The organism is Chryseobacterium lathyri (genome assembly GCF_019970085.1).
GTDB lineage: Bacteria > Bacteroidota > Bacteroidia > Flavobacteriales > Weeksellaceae > Chryseobacterium > Chryseobacterium lathyri.
The window spans coordinates 295399-317617 of the sequence record NZ_JAHXYG010000003.1; the positions used below are offsets into that span (position 1 = coordinate 295399).

At 36.7% G+C, this 22219-nt stretch carries 17 protein-coding genes; 13 read left to right on the forward strand and 4 right to left on the reverse strand.

The window, feature by feature from the left end; genetic code table 11:
• The first annotated feature begins 359 nt into the window (after positions 1–359).
• Positions 360–1301, forward strand: coding sequence for an alpha/beta fold hydrolase (locus LC418_RS10720; RefSeq protein WP_223559094.1), 942 nt, complete (start codon positions 360–362; stop codon positions 1299–1301).
• Between the two features lie 205 nt (positions 1302–1506).
• Here LC418_RS10720 and LC418_RS10725 read toward each other — a convergent pair whose 3' ends face one another.
• Together LC418_RS10725 and LC418_RS10730 are read right to left on the reverse strand one after the other, a co-directional pair.
• Positions 1507–1923 carry a Cif family virulence factor gene (locus tag LC418_RS10725; protein ID WP_223559096.1) on the reverse strand — a complete coding sequence of 139 codons (417 nt, stop codon included), beginning with the start codon at positions 1921–1923 and terminating at the stop codon, positions 1507–1509.
• A gap of 168 nt (positions 1924–2091) precedes the next feature.
• Positions 2092–2448 (reverse strand): winged helix-turn-helix transcriptional regulator, encoded by a 357-nt coding sequence (locus LC418_RS10730; RefSeq protein WP_111954643.1) that lies wholly within the window; start codon positions 2446–2448, stop codon positions 2092–2094.
• Positions 2449–2540: 92 nt separating this feature from the next.
• Here LC418_RS10730 and LC418_RS21125 point away from each other — a divergent pair, with 92 nt between their 5' ends.
• From LC418_RS21125 to LC418_RS10745, 3 genes are all read left to right on the forward strand, one after another.
• Positions 2541–2912 carry a DoxX family protein gene (locus tag LC418_RS21125; RefSeq protein WP_111954645.1) on the forward strand — a complete coding sequence of 124 codons (372 nt, stop codon included), beginning with the start codon at positions 2541–2543 and terminating at the stop codon, positions 2910–2912.
• Positions 2913–2992: 80 nt separating this feature from the next.
• On the forward strand, positions 2993–3550 hold the full coding sequence (locus tag LC418_RS10740) for a dihydrofolate reductase family protein (RefSeq protein ID WP_223559098.1): 558 nt from the start codon (positions 2993–2995) through the stop codon (positions 3548–3550).
• A 147-nt stretch (positions 3551–3697) separates the two neighbouring features.
• Entirely contained in the window at positions 3698–6466 is a 2769-nt protein-coding gene (locus LC418_RS10745) for a substrate-binding domain-containing protein (RefSeq protein ID WP_223559099.1), read from the forward strand.
• Between the two features lie 129 nt (positions 6467–6595).
• On the opposite strand, the gene LC418_RS20910 is transcribed toward LC418_RS10745, so the two are convergent.
• Complete coding sequence (locus LC418_RS20910; protein ID WP_262901784.1) at positions 6596–6721, reverse strand: hypothetical protein; 126 nt, start codon at positions 6719–6721, stop codon at positions 6596–6598.
• 263 nt (positions 6722–6984) lie between these two features.
• Here LC418_RS20910 and LC418_RS10750 point away from each other — a divergent pair, with 263 nt between their 5' ends.
• The 5 genes from LC418_RS10750 (at position 6985) to LC418_RS10770 (ending at position 15853) form a co-directional block, all read left to right on the forward strand.
• Positions 6985–8295: a sugar porter family MFS transporter gene (locus LC418_RS10750; RefSeq protein WP_111954651.1), complete on the forward strand. Its 1311-nt coding sequence runs from the start codon at positions 6985–6987 to the stop codon at positions 8293–8295.
• Positions 8296–8390: 95 nt separating this feature from the next.
• Positions 8391–9953 (forward strand): glycoside hydrolase family 32 protein, encoded by a 1563-nt coding sequence (locus LC418_RS10755; RefSeq protein WP_223559101.1) that lies wholly within the window; start codon positions 8391–8393, stop codon positions 9951–9953.
• A 10-nt stretch (positions 9954–9963) separates the two neighbouring features.
• Complete coding sequence (locus tag LC418_RS10760; protein WP_223559102.1) at positions 9964–13065, forward strand: SusC/RagA family TonB-linked outer membrane protein; 3102 nt, start codon at positions 9964–9966, stop codon at positions 13063–13065.
• A 17-nt stretch (positions 13066–13082) separates the two neighbouring features.
• Positions 13083–14780: a RagB/SusD family nutrient uptake outer membrane protein gene (locus LC418_RS10765; RefSeq protein ID WP_111954655.1), complete on the forward strand. Its 1698-nt coding sequence runs from the start codon at positions 13083–13085 to the stop codon at positions 14778–14780.
• Between the two features lie 152 nt (positions 14781–14932).
• Positions 14933–15853 (forward strand): carbohydrate kinase family protein, encoded by a 921-nt coding sequence (locus LC418_RS10770; RefSeq protein ID WP_223559104.1) that lies wholly within the window; start codon positions 14933–14935, stop codon positions 15851–15853.
• A 176-nt stretch (positions 15854–16029) separates the two neighbouring features.
• Here LC418_RS10770 and LC418_RS10775 read toward each other — a convergent pair whose 3' ends face one another.
• Positions 16030–17541, reverse strand: a complete 1512-nt coding sequence (locus LC418_RS10775) for a serine hydrolase (RefSeq protein WP_223559105.1) — start codon at positions 17539–17541, stop codon at positions 16030–16032.
• 563 nt (positions 17542–18104) lie between these two features.
• On the opposite strand from LC418_RS10775, the gene LC418_RS10780 reads away from it, so the two are divergent.
• From LC418_RS10780 to LC418_RS10795, 4 genes are all read left to right on the forward strand, one after another.
• A complete protein-coding gene (locus tag LC418_RS10780) occupies positions 18105–18692 on the forward strand; it encodes a Crp/Fnr family transcriptional regulator (RefSeq protein ID WP_223559107.1) in 588 nt (195 codons plus the stop codon).
• A gap of 506 nt (positions 18693–19198) precedes the next feature.
• Positions 19199–19957, forward strand: a complete 759-nt coding sequence (locus LC418_RS10785; protein WP_223559108.1) for an SDR family NAD(P)-dependent oxidoreductase — start codon at positions 19199–19201, stop codon at positions 19955–19957.
• A 246-nt stretch (positions 19958–20203) separates the two neighbouring features.
• On the forward strand, positions 20204–20821 hold the full coding sequence (locus LC418_RS10790; protein WP_111954665.1) for a TetR/AcrR family transcriptional regulator: 618 nt from the start codon (positions 20204–20206) through the stop codon (positions 20819–20821).
• A 52-nt stretch (positions 20822–20873) separates the two neighbouring features.
• Positions 20874–22208, forward strand: coding sequence for a TolC family protein (locus tag LC418_RS10795; RefSeq protein ID WP_223559109.1), 1335 nt, complete (start codon positions 20874–20876; stop codon positions 22206–22208).
• Positions 22209–22219: the final 11 nt, after the last annotated feature.

A 22219-nucleotide genomic window follows, 5' to 3' on the forward strand; every position in this document is an offset into this window, starting at 1 on the left:
GAAAATAATCGCCAGTATGCGTGCGAAGCTCAACAGAAAAGGCGATGCGGATTTGGAGAATCTTGTTAAAACTCGCCATGATTGAAAATGTATTGGTTTTATATGTTTGAAAATCAATTATTTGGTGTTTTTTTGTTTTAATGTGCCGGCAATTGATGTTATGAAATTGGTATGGAGGGTTTTGTGTGGAATACATCTCCTTATGTTTTGCTTAAAAGCAATGCTGGGGTTAAATCATGCATTAAAGTATATTGTGGCTTAAAATTCATTAATATTGTTTAAAATATTCAGAATGCAAATTGAATGTGTTTTGAGTTAACGTAATTTTAAGACCTGCTACTTATACTAAATCAAAAAAGATGAAATCCATAAAAATAACTGTATTTATTACTTTCTTTTCAATAACATTATTTTTTTCGCAGACTTCTGAAAGAAAATTTGTATCCATTAACAATAAGCAAATAGCATATAAAACTTTTGGACTTGATGAAAGAAAAGCTAATGAGCCAATAGTAATCTTTGAAAGTGGTCTCGGTTCAGGAGGTGGAGGGTATGGAAGTTTGTTTCCTTTCATTCAAAAAAGTTTTGCAGGGGTAGTTTATGACAGAAATGGAATTGGAGAGTCAGAAATCGATACTTCCATAAAAACAGATGAAGATGTTATCAAAAGACTTCATGATTTGCTAGCAGCCTTAAAAATAAATCCGCCTTATCTATTGGCAGGACATTCTATAGGCGGACCGTTTATACGTCTGTATGCCTCAATGTATCCAAATGAAATTTGCGGCCTGTTTTTTATAGATCCTACAGATTTTATGCTTACAAAAGACGAAGACAACAAAGTGAAAATTAATACATCAAGCTCTACAGGCTATAGGGAATTATTTGTGATAAATCTTAAAAACATTATAAATGATACCTTAACATCAGATGGTTTTCGAAATGAGGCAAAGAGAGAACTGAATGAAAGCTCACCGGAATTCTTTAAAAGATACAAATCCTTACAGCCTCTTAAAGACATTCCTGTAACCGTAATGATTTCATACAACAAGCATATTGAACATTATGAAACAAAGATGAACGAAAATCTGAAATTAGGGATCAATTTAATTCCGTGGTGGAAAGAATTGGATGAATTAAGAATAAATCATTATGCAGAAATGATAAAAAATAACAGTAATAGCCGGTTGATCTTGTTGCCGCGTTACAGCCATGGAATACACCAACAAGATCCCAAAATTGTAGCAGAAGCTTTGATAGATACGTACAAAAACTGTCTAACTTCCTTAAAAGGTAAGTAGAAAGAATTATCGTCAACAATTTTTTTGCATCAGATGGACTGAGATGCAGCAGAATCCTAGTTAATATAAATTAAGATGTTAATACTTAAATGTACCAGTATAAACTAGGCTACTCACAATACTTCAATATACTGTCATATACCTTCTTTTACTGTTTTGAAGAAACAAAAATTTTGGGTGCATTTTAGTATATCATTGCCTTTTATTATTCTGTTAGTTTGTCTGCATGGCGATGCATTAATTTCCATTCGTCGTTCTCTTTTCGAAATATCTCTGTCACTCTTAAATTAAATATAACGTCATTGTCTTGCCCTTTCATTTTCACTGTCGAACGTTGAATACCTGTCCAATATGCCAAATGCTCATCCGCATCCTGATGCATTACCTCAAATTTATTTTTGGCACCGGGTAGGAAATTGGTCGCACCTTCTTTATTGAAAGTATTTACTTCGCTGGCACCTTGAATACAGATTCCTGGTGGTGGGAAAATTGTTGCAGGAGATTTTTTTACAGATATTTTCTCTAAAGGTTCAAATTTTCCTTCTACAAAATCTCCTGAGGCTTTAAGTCTTACTTGCATAAAATTTTCAAAGTCCTTTAAATGTTTATTGTCGTTTATCATGCTTTTAAATTTGAATGGGTTATCTTTTTACAATGATCGCTAAAGGTTCGCAGCCTGGCATTCGGGTGGGAAATTGCGCACAAACGTTAAACCTTGAATTGAACCAAATTTATAAAAAAAAGTTGGGTTTTATAAATCTGTCCGTCTGACGCAAACTTGCTTGTCATTTTACATTTTTAATTGTTTTTCTCCCCAACTGTCCATTAATTTCATTATATCCGATAATGACTTCCCTAAATCCGTTAACTCATATTCAACCTTTGGAGGAACTTGTTGATAAACAATTCTATTTATCAAATTATCATTTTCCAACTCTTTCAATTTTGCAATAAGCATGCGTTCTGAAATTCCTGGCAGACGTTTTAATAATTCATTGTAACGTAACCTATTTTCGTTTAGTAAATAAGAAAGAATATTAATTTTCCATCTTCCTCCTATTAATGATAATGTGTAAGCAATTCCACAATTCTCATTTATCTGAACTTCGTTAATATGATTTGTAGAGTTTATTTTCCTTTTATTCATACATACTTTTTTATTAGTACCATACAATTTTGTCAGTTCTTTTAATTCTGAAAGTTAAAAAATAAATTTGTCTTAATTCTAAAATCAACAAAATGACGGTAATTAAAACATTAATTCATTGGAGTGCATATGCCTACTATCTGTATGTATTTGGATACGCTTCGTTATTTAAAGTATTTCAAAAACAGACTATGATGCAGAATATGCAGAACTTAGGATTTAATAAAACGTGGACAATATTAATCGGCATTGGCGAGTTAATTGGCGTTGTGCTATTGATAATTGGATTGTTTAAACCACCAATAAAGAATCTTGCTGTATTAATACTTTTTCCTTTTGCAGTAGGTGCTTTTACAACACACATGTCACATAATGAATATGAACACTATTACAATTCACTGCTAATGTGCATTCTGAGTATAGTCCTTTTAGTAACTGACAAAGAATTCAAAATTATTCTTTGAACATTTTTCTTGTCCTATGCAAAGCCCCGATAAAATGTAAATTTTTAAATTTAATGATCAAATAAAATCATTAGACCGATATGAGAAAAATAATTGCGGCATTTAATATGACACTTGATGGATTTTGTGATCATACGGCAGGTATTCCCGATGAAGAAATACATAAGCATTATACTGATCTGTTAAACCAGGCAGATGTTATTTTATATGGTAGAATAACCTATCAGCTTATGGAATATTGGCGACCTTATGTAAAGAATCCCTCAGGTGAAAAATCAATGGACGATTTTGCACAGGCAATTGATAAAATCCCTAAAATCGTATTTTCCAACAGTCTGAAAAATATAGAATGGGAAAGTGCAAAGTTAGCCGCTGGGGAGTTGAAAGAAGAGGTCCTGAAATTAAAACAGCAAACAGGTAAAGATATTTTAGTAGGAAGCCGAAGCCTGATTATCCAATTAATGAAACTTAATCTGATAGACGAATTCCAGCTATGTGTTTACCCTGTTGTTGTTGGAAATGGTCTGCCGTTATTTGAAAACATAAATAGCAGGATTATTCTTAAGCTCTTAAGAACGCAAACCTTTAGCGGAGGCTCGGTCATACTGTACTATGAACCAGCAAGAACTATTGATTAAACTTGACAATACTGCTAAAATTAGTCAGAATTTCTGTCACCTTATGAATCAAATCAAATATGTATATAATAAATAGAGAAGATTGAATACAAAATACTGTAATTAAAAATTGCCTGTCTGCAACAACTTCATTAATATTGTGTTCATATGTCAACAATAAAATTTTTGAAAGTTTTTGGTTTTCCTCAGGCTTATAGAATGTTATTTCTTCTGTTTTTCCTTGTTTTTTCTTCTTGTAAAGAATCTCAGAAAACTTCAGACAAAATAAGTATCGGATTTTCACAGGGGTTGGGAAATCATCCCTGGAGATTGACAATGAACCATGCTATGGAGATACAGGCATCACTCCATTCCGAAGTAGAGCTGAATATACAGAAAGCAGAAAATTCGGTTAGCAAGCAGGTTCAGGACATACAAAAAATGATCGATCGTAAGGTGGATGTGATTATTATCTCACCGATTGATCCAGAATCCTTGATTCCTGTAGTGGAAAAAGCGGCTGCCAAAAATATTCCGGTTATTTTGCTCGACAGGAAAATCAATTCAGAACAATATACAACCTATATAGGTGCAGACAACTTGGAGATTGGTAAAGAAGCGGCCAGTTACATTCTTTCAGATTCCAAAAATTATAAAAAAGTTATCGAAATAAGTGGCGATGACAATTCCTCTCCAACCATAGAAAGAAGTCTCGGCTTTCAGGAAATCATCAAAAACAATCCCAACACAGATCTGATAAAAACCTTTAAAGGTCTTCCTGTAGACGCTTTCCGGAAAACACTTGATTCCTTGGGAAATCAAAGTCTGTATGTTTTTGCTTTTAATGATGAGCTTGCCGCCATTGCGTGGCAGGCTGCAAGGAATAAAGGTTTGGAAAATCAAATCAAATTTATCGGCATTGACGGACTGAATACGAAAGACGGCGGAATACAATTGGTGTTAGATGGAAAGCTGAACGCCACTTTATTGTATCCGACAGGTGGGGCCGAAGCCATTGAGACTGCAATTAAAATTCATAACGGTGTTGCCGTTCCCAAACGAATCAAGCTCAGCACAACGATCATCGACAGAATGAATGCGGAAATTATGCGTAATCAGTTTGATAAAATCATTGAGCAACAAGGGATTATAGAAAATCAGGTACAGGCAGTTAAAAAGCAGTTCGAGCTTTATTCTTCGCAAAAAGAATTGTTCCGCTGGTCTATCATATTGTTGATATTGATGTTTTGCCTGGTTGCTTATTCTATTTACCTTATTTATGCGATCAAGATAAAAAATAAGCAGCTTACCCTTACCAACGAGAGAATTACTATTCAAAGAAACCAGATTGAAACCATTGCCAATGAGTTGAAAGACAGTAATGAGGCAAGGGTTAATTTTTTCACGGGATTGTCTCATGAATTTAAAACACCCATCACGCTTATTCTCAGTTCATTGGAATCTTTGATGGATTCCGGTAAAACTAAAGGTGCAAAACCATCCTATGAGTTGGAGCTGATCAATAAAAACTCTAACCGATTATTGCGATTAGTTGATAATTTATTAGATTTTAGGAAAATAGAAAATCAAACTTTTAACCTAAGAGTTTCCAAGACGAATATTTATGATTTTACCTATGCGATTTTTCGTGATTTTGAAAATGAAGCTAAGAAAAGAAATATCAAATTTGAAATTCATTCACAAAATAAAAACCTTGAGCTTTATATCGACAGAAATCTGATGGATAAAGTCTATTTCAACCTTTTATCGAATGCTTTCAAATTTACGCCAGACAATGGAAAGATTGAAATCACGATTCAGGAAAAAGGCAATCAGGCGGTCATCAGCTTTAAAGATAACGGAATCGGAATCCCCGAAAAAGAGGTCAGCAATGTCTTTGAAGCTTATTTCAAAGGTTCCAACAACAGAAAAAACAGTTCAGGAATCGGGCTTCATCTTAGCAGGCAGTTCATAGAGCTTCATCTCGGGAAGATAGAAGTGCACTCTTTTCAGGGAACGGAATTTACCATCAGCCTTTACAAGGGAAACAAGCATTTCAACGAAGACCAAATGGTGAAAGAACCCAGTCTCGCAGATGCTGAAAGTCTGGCAAAAGATACTGTTTTTACAGGATTGGAAGACGAGACGATTACCCAAAATCAGGAGTTTCAGGGCGAACGTTATTCGCTGCTTTTGGTAGAGGATAATTCGGATTTATCCTTCTTTCTAAGCAAAAAGCTTCAGAATGAGTTTGAAGTAATGGTTTCTGACGGTACGGATGCAATTGATAAGGCATTGAGTGAAATTCCGGATATTATCGTCTGTGACGTCAATCTTCCGGACAAAAACGGTTTTGAAATCTGCGAAATCCTAAAAAATGATCTTCGTACATCACATATTCCGGTTATTCTTCTGACTGCTTTGGATAATAAAGAATCCTACCTGCAGGGACTGAAATCCGGCGTTGACCTTTACCTCACAAAACCTTTCAGTTACCCTATTCTGATACAGTCACTGCGTGCGCTGCTTTACAACCGCGAAAAACTGCGTTATTACTATACAAATAATATCGGCAGAATTGTGGACAGTAAATCGTTCGGAAGCATGGAGCAAACATTTGTGAATAATCTGAATCAACTTATCAAAACCAATATCGATAATCCCGATTTCTCAGTAGAAAATCTTGCAGACCTGCTCAATATTTCCAGAATTCAACTTTATAGAAAGATAAAAGCGATGTTTGATGTGAATGTGAGTGATTATATCAACAATTTCCGCCTGGAACAGGCCAAATCGATGCTTCAAAATCCTGAACTGACTATTTCTGAGATTGCATACAAAACCGGGTTTTCTTCCCCGAATTATTTCTCCACTGTTTTTAAAAATAAATTTGGCGTATCGCCGAATGCTTTTAGAAAGTCTGCAGGGAAGGAGTGATAAAAAAGTTTGTAAAATCAAATGGTTACCTATTTGAATGTAATATTGTAATAACAAAACCTAAAGCTTAACTTATATTTAATATCAATTTTCACATATACTATTTTTATCATATCCAGCAGCAGAAAATCAAACTGCTGCTTTTTTATTATACGTTCTGAATAATGCACCTTCATCCGGACGAATAAACAGCTTTCCATACGAATTATAATTTCTAAAAGTTCCTGACCCCAAAAACCACATGCCTTGACTCATTTTTTGGATGAAATTTTCATAATAGTAAATGGTTATAAATCTTATAAACACCAAAAGTCACGTAACATTTTTATAAAACAATGTTACATTTTTGAAACCTGATTAAACTTTAATAAATTTATTTTTCAGTAAATTATTGAATTTCAGTTTGTTGAAATTACTTAACAAATAATTAACCTTGCCGAAATATTTAGTTACATAATTAGACCTTCGGATTACCGCCCCGGGATATATTAGCCACAAACAAATAAATATTTTAAAGAATGAATAAAATTCTTATGTGGTCTATTACGGCAGCTTTGGCAGGATTTCTTTTTGGATTTGACGTGGTAGTGATTTCCGGCGCAGACAAAAAATTGCAGACACTCTGGAACAGCTCAGATGCATTTCACGGAGCGGTTGTGATGGGGATGGCATTATGGGGTACAGTGATAGGGGCTATTTTCGGCGGAATCCCGACCAATACATTAGGACGGAAAAAAACGCTCTTGATCATTGGTGTCTTATATGCATTTTCTGCCATAGGAACTGCACTTTCCAATGATCCTTATCTGTTTGCATTTTTCAGGTTTATGGGTGGTTTAGGAGTAGGTGCTTCTACGATTGCTGCACCGGCTTATATTTCAGAGATTGCACCTGCAAAAGACCGCGGAAGGATGGTTTCACTGTATCAGTTTAATATTGTTCTGGGGATTTTAATTGCATTTTTATCAAATTATTTATTAAGCGGTATCGGCGATAACGACTGGAGATGGATGCTTGGTGTACAGGCAATTCCTGCAGCCATTTATACATTATGTGTATTCACCATTCCGGAAAGTCCGAGATGGCTGGTTTCCCATTCCAGAATAGAAGAAGCGAAAAAAGTGATGAAAATCCTGAGTCCGGATCAGGATTCTGAAACTTTGATCACGCAGATGGAAGATGACCACGCAGAATCACCAAAGGAAAATATCTTTATGAAAAAATACCGTTTTCCGCTGATGTTGGCTTTTCTAGTAGCCTTTTTTAATCAGATGTCGGGTATCAACGCATTCCTGTATTATGCACCAAGGATTTTTGGCGAAGCAGGTTTGGGCGAGAAAACAGCACTTCTCAGCAGTATTGGGATCGGTGTTGTGAATATGGTTTTCACTCTGGTTGGGGTCAACCTCATTGATAAAGTTGGGAGAAGAACACTGATGTATTTAGGTTCCGTAGGGTATATCATTTCTCTGGGATTGGTTTCTATGGCGTTTTATTTCCACTGGTCGGGATTGGCGATTCCTATTTTCCTGTTCCTCTTCATTGCTTCTCACGCTATTGGTCAGGGAACGGTGATTTGGGTATTTATCTCGGAGATTTTTCCGAATCATCTTAGGGCATCGGGGCAGGCTTTCGGAAGTTCCACACACTGGCTTCTGGCAGCGATTATTCCATCACTGATTCCTACATTATTTTCTACTATCGGAGCAGGGACTGTGTTTTTAGTCTTTACCATTGCAATGGTATTCCAATTATTATTCGTGATGTTTATGATGCCGGAAACAAAGGGTATATCTCTGGAAAAATTAAGCAAAACACTGACGAAATAGATGTACAAATCAATATAATCATCAGAAAGAACACCTCTATAAATTGAATAAAGTGTTTTTAAAATAATTCAAAAAATTCCTATTAAATAATCATAATGAAGAGAATCATATCAACTTTAATCATTGCTGCAACGTTTTATTCCGGGCTCAACGCACAGTCGGATTTGAAAACGTCCGAAGAGCAGCTTTACAGACCCAATTACCACTTCACGCCTCAAAAGGGCTGGATGAATGATCCAAACGGTCTGTTTTATCTCAACGGAACTTATCATTTATTTTTCCAGTATACGCCGTTTCAGAGCGTGCCGGATTTTGGTAAGATGCATTGGGGACACGCCATCAGCAAAGATCTTATAAAATGGGAAGAACTGGCTCCTGCCATTGCCTATGATGAAAAAGGTGCGATATTCTCAGGAAGTGCAGTTGTGGATAAGGATAATACATCAGGTTTTGGTGATGGGAAGAATGTTCCGTTGGTGGCAATTTTTACCTATCACGATATGAAGAAAGAGAAAGCCGGAGAAATTGACGCACAGTCTCAGGCAATCGCTTATTCTTTGGATAATGGAAAAACCTGGACCAAATACAGTAACAATCCTGTATTGAAAAATCCCGGAATAAAAGATTTCAGAGATCCGAAAGTTTTCTGGGATGCCAAAAGAAAACAATGGGTAATGGGATTGGCGGTACAGAACAGGCAGCATTTTTATGCCTCAAAAAACCTGAAAGACTGGACCTTCCTTTCAGAATTTGGTAAAGATTCCGGCGGACACGGTGGTGTTTGGGAGTGTCCGGATCTTTTCCCCATAAAGATAGAAGGAACCAATGAAGAAAAATGGGTGCTTATCGTTAACATCAATCCGGGTGGCCCAAACGGTGGCTCTGCTGCCCAGTATTTTGTAGGTGATTTTGACGGAAAAACCTTCAAAATGGATGATATTTTTACAAAGCAGCTCGAAAAAGAAAAAGTGGTCTGGCTGGATTGGGGGCGCGATAATTATGCGAGCGTTTCTTTTGATAATGTTCCGGATAATAAAAGAGTGATTATCGGATGGATGTCAAACTGGGATTATTCACCGAATGTGCCTACGGAAAAATGGAGAGGAAGTTCTACTATTCCTCGTGAAGTAACTTTAAAACGGACTAAAGAAGGTTATATTTTGAAAAATAATCCTGTTTCCCAACTCAAAAATTATGAAGGAAAAACAATCAGAAAAGAAATTAGCCTTGTTTCTGATAAAAAGCTCATCGGCAAAGGAGAAATAGATCTTTCCAAAGCAGTGTTAGATGTTGATCTCAAAAAAATGACCAAAGGAGTTTACACTTTTGCTTTGAAAAATTCATTGGGAGAACAGGTGATTTTCGGAATTGATAATAACAAGCAAGAGCTGTTTATTGACCGTACCCAATCCGGGAAAACCGATTTTAAGGGCAATTTTGCAGACAGGGTTTCAAAAGCTCCATTAGCAAAAAACTACCAAAATGCAGCGTTCAAAATTGTCCTGGATAAAACTTCCATCGAAATTTTCTTCAATAATGGCGAAAAGGTAATGACCGAAATCTTCTTCCCTAATGAAAGCTTTTCGGAACTGAGCTTATCCACAGATACAAAAGGAAGTACTCTGAGCATCAATGCACATCAGATTAATATCAAATAAAAACTATACTATGAAGAAATACAAAATAGCCATCGCCTTTTGCCTTCTGCCTTTTTCGTATGTATTTGCGCAGGAAGTCATTAAAGGTAAGGTAGTTTCCTCAAATCAGAAACCGCTGAGCGGGGTTATTGTAACCGTTTCGGAAACAGGAGCCAATACCACCACAGACAGTAGTGGTGCATTTCAGATTAATGATCTGCAAAAAGGGAATACTTTAATTTTCACTTATCCCGATTATTCCACCCGTGAAGTGGTTGTAGATGAAAAGACGATTCTTAACATCGTTTTAGCTGCAGAGAAAATAGAAAGTATAGATGAGGTCATCGTAACCGGATATACTAAGCAGAAAAAAGCAGACATTACCGGTGCGGTTTCCGTGGTGGATATGAAAGACCTGAACAAGCAGACCGAACCGAATCCAATTAAATCTTTGCAGGGACGAGTAGCAGGTGTTAATATCACAGCCGACGGATCTCCTTCCGGCAGTAATACCAAAGTGCTGATTCGTGGTGTGGGAACGTTAAATAATACAGATCCACTTTATGTGATTGACGGTGTTCCCACAAAAGCCGGAATGAACGAACTCAACCCAAGCGATATCGAAACGATGCAGGTGCTGAAAGATGCATCTTCGGCAAGTATCTACGGTTCCAGGGCTGCTAATGGTGTTATCATTATCACTACCAAAAAAGGTAAAAAAGGGAAGATGAGAATCGACCTTAATTATTATACGGCGTATTCACAGTATACTAAAAAAACAGAGGTTCTGAATGCCAAACAATTCGGACAGGTGCTTTGGCAGGCCAACATCAATGACGGACTGAACCCTAATAGCAACAATTTAAGCTACAATTTCGACTGGGGTGTTCAGAATGGTGTTCCGACCTTATATAACAGCAATGTTCCTGAATATCTGGATGCCGCAAAAACCATAAAGTCAGCCGATACCAACTGGTATGATGAGGTTTCGCAGACAGGTGTTGCCAATTCGCTGGATGTTTCTGCTTCTAGCGCTTCGGACAAAGGTTCTTACTTTTTCTCTTTGGGATATTATAACAATGATGGAATCGTGAAGCTTACCAATTTCAAAAGATTGTCTGCCCGCGTCAATACCTCTTACAACTTTTTTGACGGAAAACTGAAAATCGGAGAAAATTTCACCTTTAATAAAACCAATGAGCTTATGGATCCGGGCGTTTTGGATCCCGCATTACGTGCTTTGCCCATCATTCCCGTTCATACTGTAGACGGAATCGGGTGGGGCGGTCCGGTTGGCGGAATGAATGACCGGCAAAATCCTGTCAGACTTTTGGAATACAATAAAGACAATGGCTACCAATATCAAAGATTCTTCGGAAATGTTTATGCCGAATTGCAGCCTGTGAAAAATCTGACCTTAAAATCCAGCTTCGGAATCGATCTTTCCAATTATTACAAAAGAATGCTGCAAAGAAGCTATGTTTCGGGTTATCTGCAAAACAAAACCAATGCAGTGAACATCGACCAGTCAGACACTGAGAAATGGACGTGGTCCAATACAGCACAATACACCGCAAAAGCAGGAAAACACCATTTTGATGTGTTGGGCGGAATGGAAATGTACAAGGATACATTTAAAAATACGTGGCTTAGAAAAGAAGGATTCCTGATAGAAACACCGGATTATATGTATCCAGATGCGGGTACAGGAGATGCTTTCAACGGTGGAAGCTCCACGTATTACAGCCTGTTGTCCTACTTCGGAAAATTCTCTTACGATTATGACAACCGATACCTTTTTTCTGCAACAATGCGTTACGACGGCTCTTCAAGATTCGGTAAAAACAACCGTTTCGGAACATTCCCTGCATTTTCGGCAGGATGGAGAATCAATAAAGAACATTTTGCGGAACATCTTATTCCGTTTTTCTCAGATTTGAGATTAAGAGCAGGTTGGGGACAGACCGGAAACCAGGAAATCAGCAATTCGGCGGTTTATTCCCTTTATATAGCAAATTATGCGGGAGGAAATCCAACGTGGGCAACATCTTATGGCACAGCCTACGATATTTCCGGTGTCGGAAGTGGGTTATTACCATCAGGATTTATCGCAACTCAGACAAAAAATGACGACTTGAGATGGGAAACCACCACACAAACCAATCTCGGTCTGGATTTCGGATTTTTTAATCAAAAACTGACAGGGAGTATCGATGTATATAAAAAAGCAACAAAAGACATCTTGGTATTACCACCTTATCTTGGGGTGATCGGAGAAGGAGGAGATCGATGGATCAATGGGGCATCTATGGAAAACAAAGGGATCGAGGTTGCATTGTCCTATCAGAATGAAACAGCAGGCGGTTTCCGTTACGAAGTTTCAGGGAACATCTCGATGAACCGTAACAAAATTACCGAACTTCCGCAATCAGTTATCAATAATTACGGTGGAAACGGAACAACGGATAATATTCTGGGACGCCCCATTAATTCAATGTACGGTTATGTTGCCGACGGACTTTTCAGGACGCAGGCAGAAGTGGATAATTCTGCCAGTCAGTCAGGTAAAGGTTTGGGAAGAATCCGCTATGCAGATCTAAATGGTGATGGAATGATTGACGACAAAGACAGAACGTGGATTGGCAATCCGAATCCGGGATTTATGTATGGTATCAACCTTAACTTTTCATATAAAAACTTTGATCTTTCAACATTCTGGCAGGGCATCGGTGATGTAGATGTCATTAATTCAAAAAAATACCAGACTGATTTCTGGAGTGTGGATGATGTCGGTTCCAATAAAGGGACAAGGCTTCTGAATGCGTGGTCGCCGCAAAATCCCAATTCGGATATTCCTGCGCTTACGACAGTGGACAGTAATGCAGAATCCAGATTCTCATCATATTATGTAGAAAGCGGAAGTTATCTGAAGCTGAGGGTTTTACAGTTGGGCTATACGTTTCCGAAATCTTTAATGGAGCATTATAATATTGTCAATTTCAGGATGTATGCAAGTGTTCAGAATCTTTGGACGATAAAATCGAAAAGCTTTACAGGAGTAGATCCCGAAACACCGGCATTCGGTTATCCGTTACCGCTGACATTCAATTTTGGAGTTAATTTTTCCCTATAATTTTTAAATAATAAAAAATGAAAAAGAATATACTTTTAACAATAGCTTTTGCTTTTCTGCTGGGAACTACTTCCTGCAACGATTTTCTGGACAATGAGCCGAGAGGTGTCCTGTCGGAAGCCGACGTGGTAACGCCTCAGAATGTGGATGGTTTTGTGGTTGCAGCCTATGCATCTCTTGGAAACGACCATTATGATACCCCTTTCAGCCTTTGGCCCTATGGGAACGTTCGTTCTGATGATGCGTACAAAGGAGGAAGCGGAACCAATGATATCCAGACATTCCACTTTTTTGAAATTTCAAATAACGTCCGTTCGGATTTTGGTGAGTTAGACAGATTATGGTATCTCAATTATGTAGGAATTTCCAGATGTAACAAAGCGATTGCCGCACTTAAGCAACTTTCAGATTCCGAATATCCGAACAAGCAAAAGCGGATTGCCGAGATGAGCTTCGTAAGAGGACATTACTACTTTTTACTGAAAACGTTATTTAAATATGTGCCTTATGTAGATGAAAATACACCGCTTGATGAGTATCCGAAAATCTCAAACAGGGCAAAGACAGACCAGCAGTTATGGGAAGCTATTGCCTCTAATTTTGAATTTGCAGCCGCTAATCTGCCTGCAACACAGTCGGAAGTGGGAAGACCAAAGAAAAGCGCTGCCTATGCTTATCTTGCTAAAGTAAGGCTGTATCAGGCGTATGAGCAGGATGATAACTATACAGTAACGCAGGTAAATCCTGTCACCCTTCAGAAATCTATTGATGCTGCCAATCAGGTGATCGGAAATTATACATTGGAACCGGATTTCGGGTACAATTTCCTGCCGGGAACACACGAAAACGGCCCGGAGGCAGTCTTTTCCATTCAATATTCTGATAATGACGGTACGCTTTTCGGAAGGCTCAATTTCGGAGATATGCTTTCTGTACCACAAGGTTTGGGATGCTGTGATTTTCATAAGCCAAGCCAGAATCTGGTGAACGCATTCAAAACGACACCGCAGGGATTACCGATGTTCGATACTTTTAATGATGTGGATCTGAATTACAACCAGCTGAACAGTTACAAAGTAGATCCCAGATTATATCACACCGTTGCCTTGCCCGGACTGCCTTGGAAATACGACGAAAACAAAATTTTTCAGGAAAGCTGGAGCAGAAGTCCCGGGACTTACGGGTATTATTCTTCATTAAAGGAAAATGTGCCTGTAGGATGTGGCTGTACCGTGAATGTTGACCCTTTCTACGGAAATTCCAAAAACAGAATTATCATAAGATATTCCGATGTTTTGCTGATGAAAGCTGAAGCGCTGATAGAACTTGGACAATATAACGATGCTTTGCCACTGATCAATCAGGTGAGACAGCGGGCTGCCAATAGTACGGTGCTTACAGGAAGTTATACCACCAACAACCTGATCAGTAAATATGAGCCGGGAGTGAACTGCACATGGAACCAGGATTTTGCAAGAAAAGCGTTGCGATGGGAGAGAAGAATGGAGTTTGCCATGGAAGGAAGCCGTTTCTTTGACCTCGTAAGATGGGGCGTTACAGCAGGAACGATGAACAGCTATTATTCTGTCGAAAAAACTAAAAGATCTTACTATTCGCAGGCGGGGTTTGACCACGGAATTGAAGAATACTGCCCGATTCCTTTGGCACAGATCAATTTCAGCCAAGGACTGTACAAACAAAATAACGGATACTAAAACAAAATGCTAATGAAAACGATATTCAAAAACAGAATTGCGGATTATGGAATGAATTCCGGTTCGGAGTATCTTATCTATTAATAAAAAATGGAGTATTTTTAGCTCTTCAGAGAGTTCATTCAATAATATCAATATCAAAAATCCAATTAATGTTTATCAATAAGAAAATTAATGTAATAAGTTTTGGAGAAGTACTTTTCGACGTTTTTGGAGAAGAGAAAAAAATTGGGGGAGCTCCTCTTAATCTGGCTCTCAGAACAGCTTCATATGGCTTTCCGGTAACAATGATCAGTGCAGTAGGAAATGATGAAGACGGAAAAGTAATTCTGGATTATGGCAAAGAAAATACTCTTGAAACCGCCGGAATTATTGTTTCTCCGGAATATGAAACAGGAATTGTTCAGGTCTCTTTAAATGAGCGCGGCTCTGCCACGTATGAGATCAAGTTTCCTTCTGCGTGGGATTTTATCAGTGTTGACGAAAAAATAATAGATACCGTAAAAGAAGCCGATGTCTTTTTCTATGGAAGCCTTGCCTGCAGAAATGAGGTTTCCCAAAAAACACTTTTCTCCATATTGGATTCCAACGATAAAATGTTTAAAGTTTTCGATGTGAATCTAAGAAAGCCCTTTTACAATATTCAGCTTCTTGAAAAGCTTATGAACAGGGCAGACTTTATCAAATTTAATGATGAGGAAATACTGGAAATTGCTGCCGGAATGGGCTTTGAATCCGATGATCTTGAGTCCAATATAAAATTCATATCAGAAAAAACAAACACTAAAGCGATATGTGTAACTTTAGGAAAACACGGATCTATCTTACTATGGAATGATCAGTTTTATAGACACGAAGGTTATCCTGTAAAAGTGGCAGATACAGTAGGAGCAGGAGATTCTTTTTTGGCAAGCCTTATTGCGAAATTGCTGTCCGATCAAAATCCTGTTGATGCTTTAAATTTTGCAAGCGCTGTCGGTGCCTTGGTAGCGAGCTACTCCGGTGCAAATCCTAAGATAGAAAATTCTGAAATAGAGATATTTCTTAAGCAGAATGCTTATCTGAATATTTAAAAAGTATTAATCTGATTGAGTCTGATATCCCAAAGAATAAAAACGGCGCCACTTTAAGAGAAGTGGTGCCGTTTAACTGTATATGATCAAGACATATTATCTTCAAACTTTTATCGATAATTGGTTCATTTAAGTGAAATTAAGCAAGAACTACATCACTCATTTTATAAAACAATTTAATTTTTGGTGGAAAAAATTTGATTGATTTTCAAAATCATTTCCTTCGCATTATTATTGGTTGGGTCTAATTCTAATGATTTCTGATAATCGCTTTTTGATAATGTATATTCTTTTTTGTTAAAATAAGCTTCGCCTCGACTGTCATAGACATTTCCTGATTTTGGAAATTCATTGACATTTAAATCAAAAATCTTAAGCGCTGCGTCTAATTGATTATCTTTTAGAAACTCATAACCAAGTTCATTCAATTCATTTTCGTTGGAGAAATTGTAGTCATTTGGCTTGTTTTTCTTAAGGTCTTTATATAATGCAATTCCTTTATCAATATTTTTCAAGCATTCTTTTCTGATGGTTAAGCCAATAGATTCCTTTTGTGGCTCGATAGGGTAGTTTTTCCATTGGTTTAAACTGGCAATGCTTAAAAGGATTTCTTCTATCAGCTTAAAATTATTACCATTAGTCATTACTGCTAAACCGTTTCCATCTTCAACACTTCCAATATAGTAGCATACAAACCCTTCATTCCCTCCGCTGTGTGCAAAATATTTTGTGCCTTTGAAATCACTTAGAAATACACCGTAATTATTCTCAATTCTCCTTACAGACATTTCTTTGGACAAAATTTTATTTGATTTGCCTAATAATGACAATTGTGTTTCGATGATATATTTTGCCAGATCACTGGGATTGGTCCATAAACCGGCTGCGGCTTTTTCGGGATAAATATGATATTTTCCATTTACCTCTTTTCCGTTATTATAAGCTGTTGCAAGTAATAATTCTTTATCTGGAGAGGGAGGCTGATTATAAGAACTTTCATTCATTCCTAATGGCTTCAAAACATTTTTCAACATATAATCTTCATACTTTTCTCCTGTTGTATTTTCAAGGATTAACTGTGAAATAGTTGTTCCTCCACCCGAATACTGGAATTTAAGGTTGGGCTCAAACACAGACCGAACCGCAATAGAATTTGATGGTTTCAGTCCATCAAGAATTTGTATTATTGTAGGGAGTTCTTTTCCTCTTTGATAGCCTCCGAAACCATGAACAGACAAACCTGCTTTATGACTTAAGAGGTTCGCAATAGAAATTTTTTTTCCTTTTGAAATCGAATCGTATGGGAATTTCCAGCTTTTCAAATAATTATTGATATCATCATCCAAGCTTAATTTTCCTTGTTCAGCCAACTTTAATTGTCCTAAGCTATTAATGGATTTACTGATAGATGCAGCCTGAAATAATGTGTGAACGCTCGCTGGTCTGTTTTCAGCAACATCTGCATAACCATAAGCTTTAGCCCATTCTACTTTGTAATCTTTAATGACTGCGATGCTTACTGCATTCATATTATAGAAAGCCATCCTGTCTTTTAAAGTCCATTTCTTAGTTTTCGATTTATCCCAACTGAGCATATTGTCTTCGAATGATTTTATTTTATCCTTTACATTTTGTGCAAAAATATTCAAGGTTAAAGACAGCATTAAGACTAGATGTAGTTTTTTCATTTTTATTCCTGGTTATCTATTTCAATATAAAGACGATTCACAAGTAAGTTTTATTACATCAATGACTGATTTTTTTAATATCTTCTGTTTTATTGTTTATTCTTTTTCAATGTTCAACAGCATCTGTTGTCCATTTTCATGATCCGGATTTAATTCAATAGATTTTTGATACATCGTTGTGAAAAATAATTTTACAAACTGTACTTCAATTTTGATTTTTCATTGACAAGAAGTTCCTTTATACAAACTTTATCAAATTTATTGGCTGCAAGTGGGCTATCTCCTGTAACCAGTTTTCTATCAACGTGGCAATCTCCTGCAATTTCCTTATTTAAAATTTCTACGCCAAGTTTTTTAGGCTTTTGTCCGCAAAACCAAGGCATTTCTCCATGCTGATAACCGGGCTCTATTCAAATCTTTTATTAACAACTATAGATAAGATTTTGAAGGTATTAAATGACATTTATTACTTGTAAATTTATGATAGTGTACCTCAAACTTTAGAATACTTATCTTTTAGTTTATCGGATAGTTTAAGTAAATTGCAATAAATTATTTAAACGATGTCTGATTTTCCAGTGTTTTTCGATTACATAGAAAAAATATCAGGCAAACAGCTTTCAGAAGACGATAAGCATTTGTTGATGGTCCATTTCAAACCCAAAAAACTTCGAAAAAGACAGTATTTTTTACAGGAAGGAGATGTATGCAAATACATTGGGTTTATTGTGAAAGGATCTGCCAGAACCTTTGCGGTAGATGATAAGGGGCATGAACATATACTGAAACTATCTGTGGAAAATTGGTGGCTGGCCGATTTTGAAAGCTTTTTTCTGTTGACTCCAAGCCGTTTTAATATTGAAGCACTGGAGCCACTTGAGATACTACAGTCAACTCATGCTGAAATTGAACAGTTTCTAAAGCATATTCCCGCCTTTTCAGCGATGACGAATGTAATCAATCAAAATTACGCTATTGCAGCTCAAAAAAGAATGTTGGCCTCAAATAGCTATACGGCTGAAGAACGTTATGAAGAACTGATCAGAAGTTATCCTCATTTCCTGCAACGGTTTCCGCAAAACATGATCGCTTCATACCTGGGTTTATCGCCAGAAACTTTGAGCAGGATAAAGAAAAACTTTTTAAAATAATTTCTTTTTATGTTAACTGTATAATTCATGACGAATGCCGGCTAATAAAATTAAAGATTATACATCAGCTTTTTCCCTGAAGGAGAACTTTTCATAATAATCAGCTAGGAAGTCCCGTAAAATATAACAATTCTCAATTCATCATTGATCAAATCATATTACTTGGGTTTTCATATTAAACCTAGTGGTTTTTCAATTTGTTTTCTCAGCAAATTTCCTACTTTAAAAAATATTTTGCTCGAATAAAAAATAAGGCTAAAAAGGATTTTATGCCGTTTTGATCTTGACTGGTTTTGTTTCCCGGGTGTTTTTAATAATATTTTAATTTACAGTATTACAATTGGTTATGAGCTTAATTTGATTTGGATCATCAACCTGACTTGACCCATATCAAGCTTATTTAATGATGTATGTCAACCAACGCTTCATCACAGGGTTGCATCTTTGTACAAGCTTCAAAACGAGAATATGAAGAATATTAACAGACAAAAAAGTAATAAAAAGTAATGAGTAAATTAAAAAATAAAGTAGCAGTAGTAACTGGTGCAGCAAAAGGAATAGGTGCTTCAATCGCAAAGTACTTTGCCCATGAAGGCGCAAAGGTCGTTGTAAATTATGCTTCAAGCAAAGAAGCAGCGGATAGTGTAGTAAAGGAGATAACAGATCATGGAGGCATAGCCATTGCAGTACAGGCCGATGTATCTAATGAAGATGATGTGAACAGGTTGTTTGAAGAAACTAAAAAAACTTTCGGAACCTTAGATATTTTGGTAAACAACGCGGTGTTTCAACAATTTTTACCTATCGAACAGGTATCGGCAGAAGCTTTTCATAAGCATTTTAACGTCAATGTTTTGGGTTCTGTATTGACTATCCAAGCATCTTTAAAGCTGTTTGGAGATAAAGGCGGCAATATCATTAATATCAGTTCGGGTGCAAGCAAATCGCCAATGGCGGGAGTATCGTTATATTCTTCAACAAAAGCAGCATTAGATGCGATAACGATTTCTTTGTCGAAAGAACTGGGTGTAAAAAACGTTCGTATTAATTCTATTTTGCCAGGCGCTACAGAAACAGAAGGTGCCATTAGTGCTGGTGTTACCAAAGGCAGTGATTATGAAAAAATGTTTGTTGCCAATACACCACTTGGCCGTAGAGGTCAGCCGGAAGATATTGCGAAAGCTGCCGTATTTTTGGCTTCTGATGATGCAGCCTGGATTACAGGAGAGCAAATAAGTGTTTCCGGTGGTATGTTTGGTTTTTAAAAACATTGAAAGAACTGAAGATATGGGTATGTTATTGCATAGCAAATAGTGTGATCGAAATAAATAAAAATGGCGCCACTTGTCTTAATAAGTAGCGCCATTTGGCTTTTAGTGACCAAGATGAGCGTATCTTCAAACACTTTTTAGATATTTGAATTTAATAAGACGAACAAAAATACCGATAAGTATAATTAAAATGAACAACGTTCAAAAAATAATTATATCTTTGCATAATAAAATTATTTTATGAGCATAAGTGAAAGAAAACAAAAAGAAAAGGAAGCTTTAAGATTACTCATTCTTAATGGTGCAAAAAGACTTTTTGTGGAAAAAGGAATAGAATATACCACCATTAGAAATATTGCTGATGAAATAAATTACAGTGTAGGTACCGTTTACGTTTATTTTAAAGATAAGAATGCTATTTTTCATGATCTGCATTCCATAGGATTTCAGGAACTGGGTGGATACTTCAGAGATTTAATCAGTGAAGAAGATCCGTTATTGAGGCTTCGAAAAATGGGATTTGTCTACATGAAGTTTGCGATGGAAAATTCTGAAATGTATGATCTTATGTTCAACCTGAGAGCACCAATGGATTATCTTGAAACACAGAAAAATCAGCTGTGGTCAGAAGGAAATGAAACTTTTGGGTATGTTAAAAAAACGGTGGAAGATTGTATGCAAGAAGGTCATTTTAAGGAGCATAACTCAGAAGCATTATCTTTTTTGATCTGGAGCCTTGTGCACGGTATGTGCTGTCTGGAAATTCGTCAGAGAACAAAAGGTGTAAAATTCAGCAGTCCGGACACCATTATGGCTGAAGGGTATAACGAATTTTTGAAAATGCTGGAAAAGCTATAAATTTTTTTGTCTAAAAAATGAACAATGTTCAAATTATAAACAATGTATTTAAATGAAAAAACTGTCAATGTTATTACTGATTTGTTTAGGATGCATCACATATTCCCAAACTAACCTTGATCGATACATCGAAATCGGTCTTGAAAATAATGAAGTTATCAAACAAATAAATTTTGATATCAATAAAAGCCTGTATGCTTTACAGGAAGCTAAGTCACTGTTTTCACCTTCGGTCGCAGTAGTAGCCAATTACACGATTGCTGACGGCGGAAGAACGATTGATATTCCCATCGGAGATATGATGAATCCTGTGTACAGCACCTTGAATCAGATCACCAATTCCAACGCTTTTCCTTCGCTGGAGAATCAGTCGGTGCTGATTAATCCTAATAATTTCTATGACATAAAGCTTCATACGACAATGCCGCTTTTGAATTATGAGATTATTTACAACAAAAAGATTAAAACACAGCAAGCGGGTTTACAAAAAATTGAATTGGAAATTTACCGGCGCGAATTGGTAAAGGATATCAAGATTGCATACTATAAATACTTGCAATCTTTAGAAGGTATCAGAATTTATCAGAATGCTTTATCGATGGTGAAGGAAAATCAGAGAGTGAACAGAGCGCTTTTTAAGAATGACAAAATCAATCGTACAGCAGTACTGAGAAGTGATAATGAAGTAACAAGAATTCAGGCTAATCTCGAAACCGCCATCAATACAAGCAAAAATGCCCAGGCTTACTTTAATTTTCTGTTGAATCAGAAGCTGGATACTGAGATTGAAACCGATGAAATTATAGAAATTCCGACAGAATTGCTCTCGGAAAATACAGAAAACAGGGAAGAATTGCAGAAGCTGAATCAAGCTAAAGAGATCAATGAAAATGTGTATCAGCTGACAAGATCCAATTGGTTTCCAAAACTAAGCGGCTTCGCAGATCTCGGTTTTCAGGATTTTGATTTCAGGGTTGATAAGACTTCACGCTATTATTTTGCAGGTCTGAGCCTGGAATGGAATATTTTTTCAGGTAATAAAAACAAATACAAACTGAAACAGGTAGATGAAGAAAGTAAAAAATTAGATTCTCAGATCAATAATGCCAAACAGCAGTTGTTACTCCAGTTTCAGGTTTCTCAAAATAATTTAAAATCCGCTTTGGAACAGTATGAATCTGACAGTAAACAGAAAGAGACCGCTACAAAATACAATGATGATGTCACCAAATTATACAAAGAAGGTTTAGCGATCTACATCGAATTGCTGGATGCCCAAAATCAGGTCGTCAACACACAGCTTAATACCAACATTGCCCTTTACAATTCATGGATTGCCTTCGCAGAGCTGGAAAGAGCCAATGCCACTTTCAATCTTAATCAATAAAATCAACACAG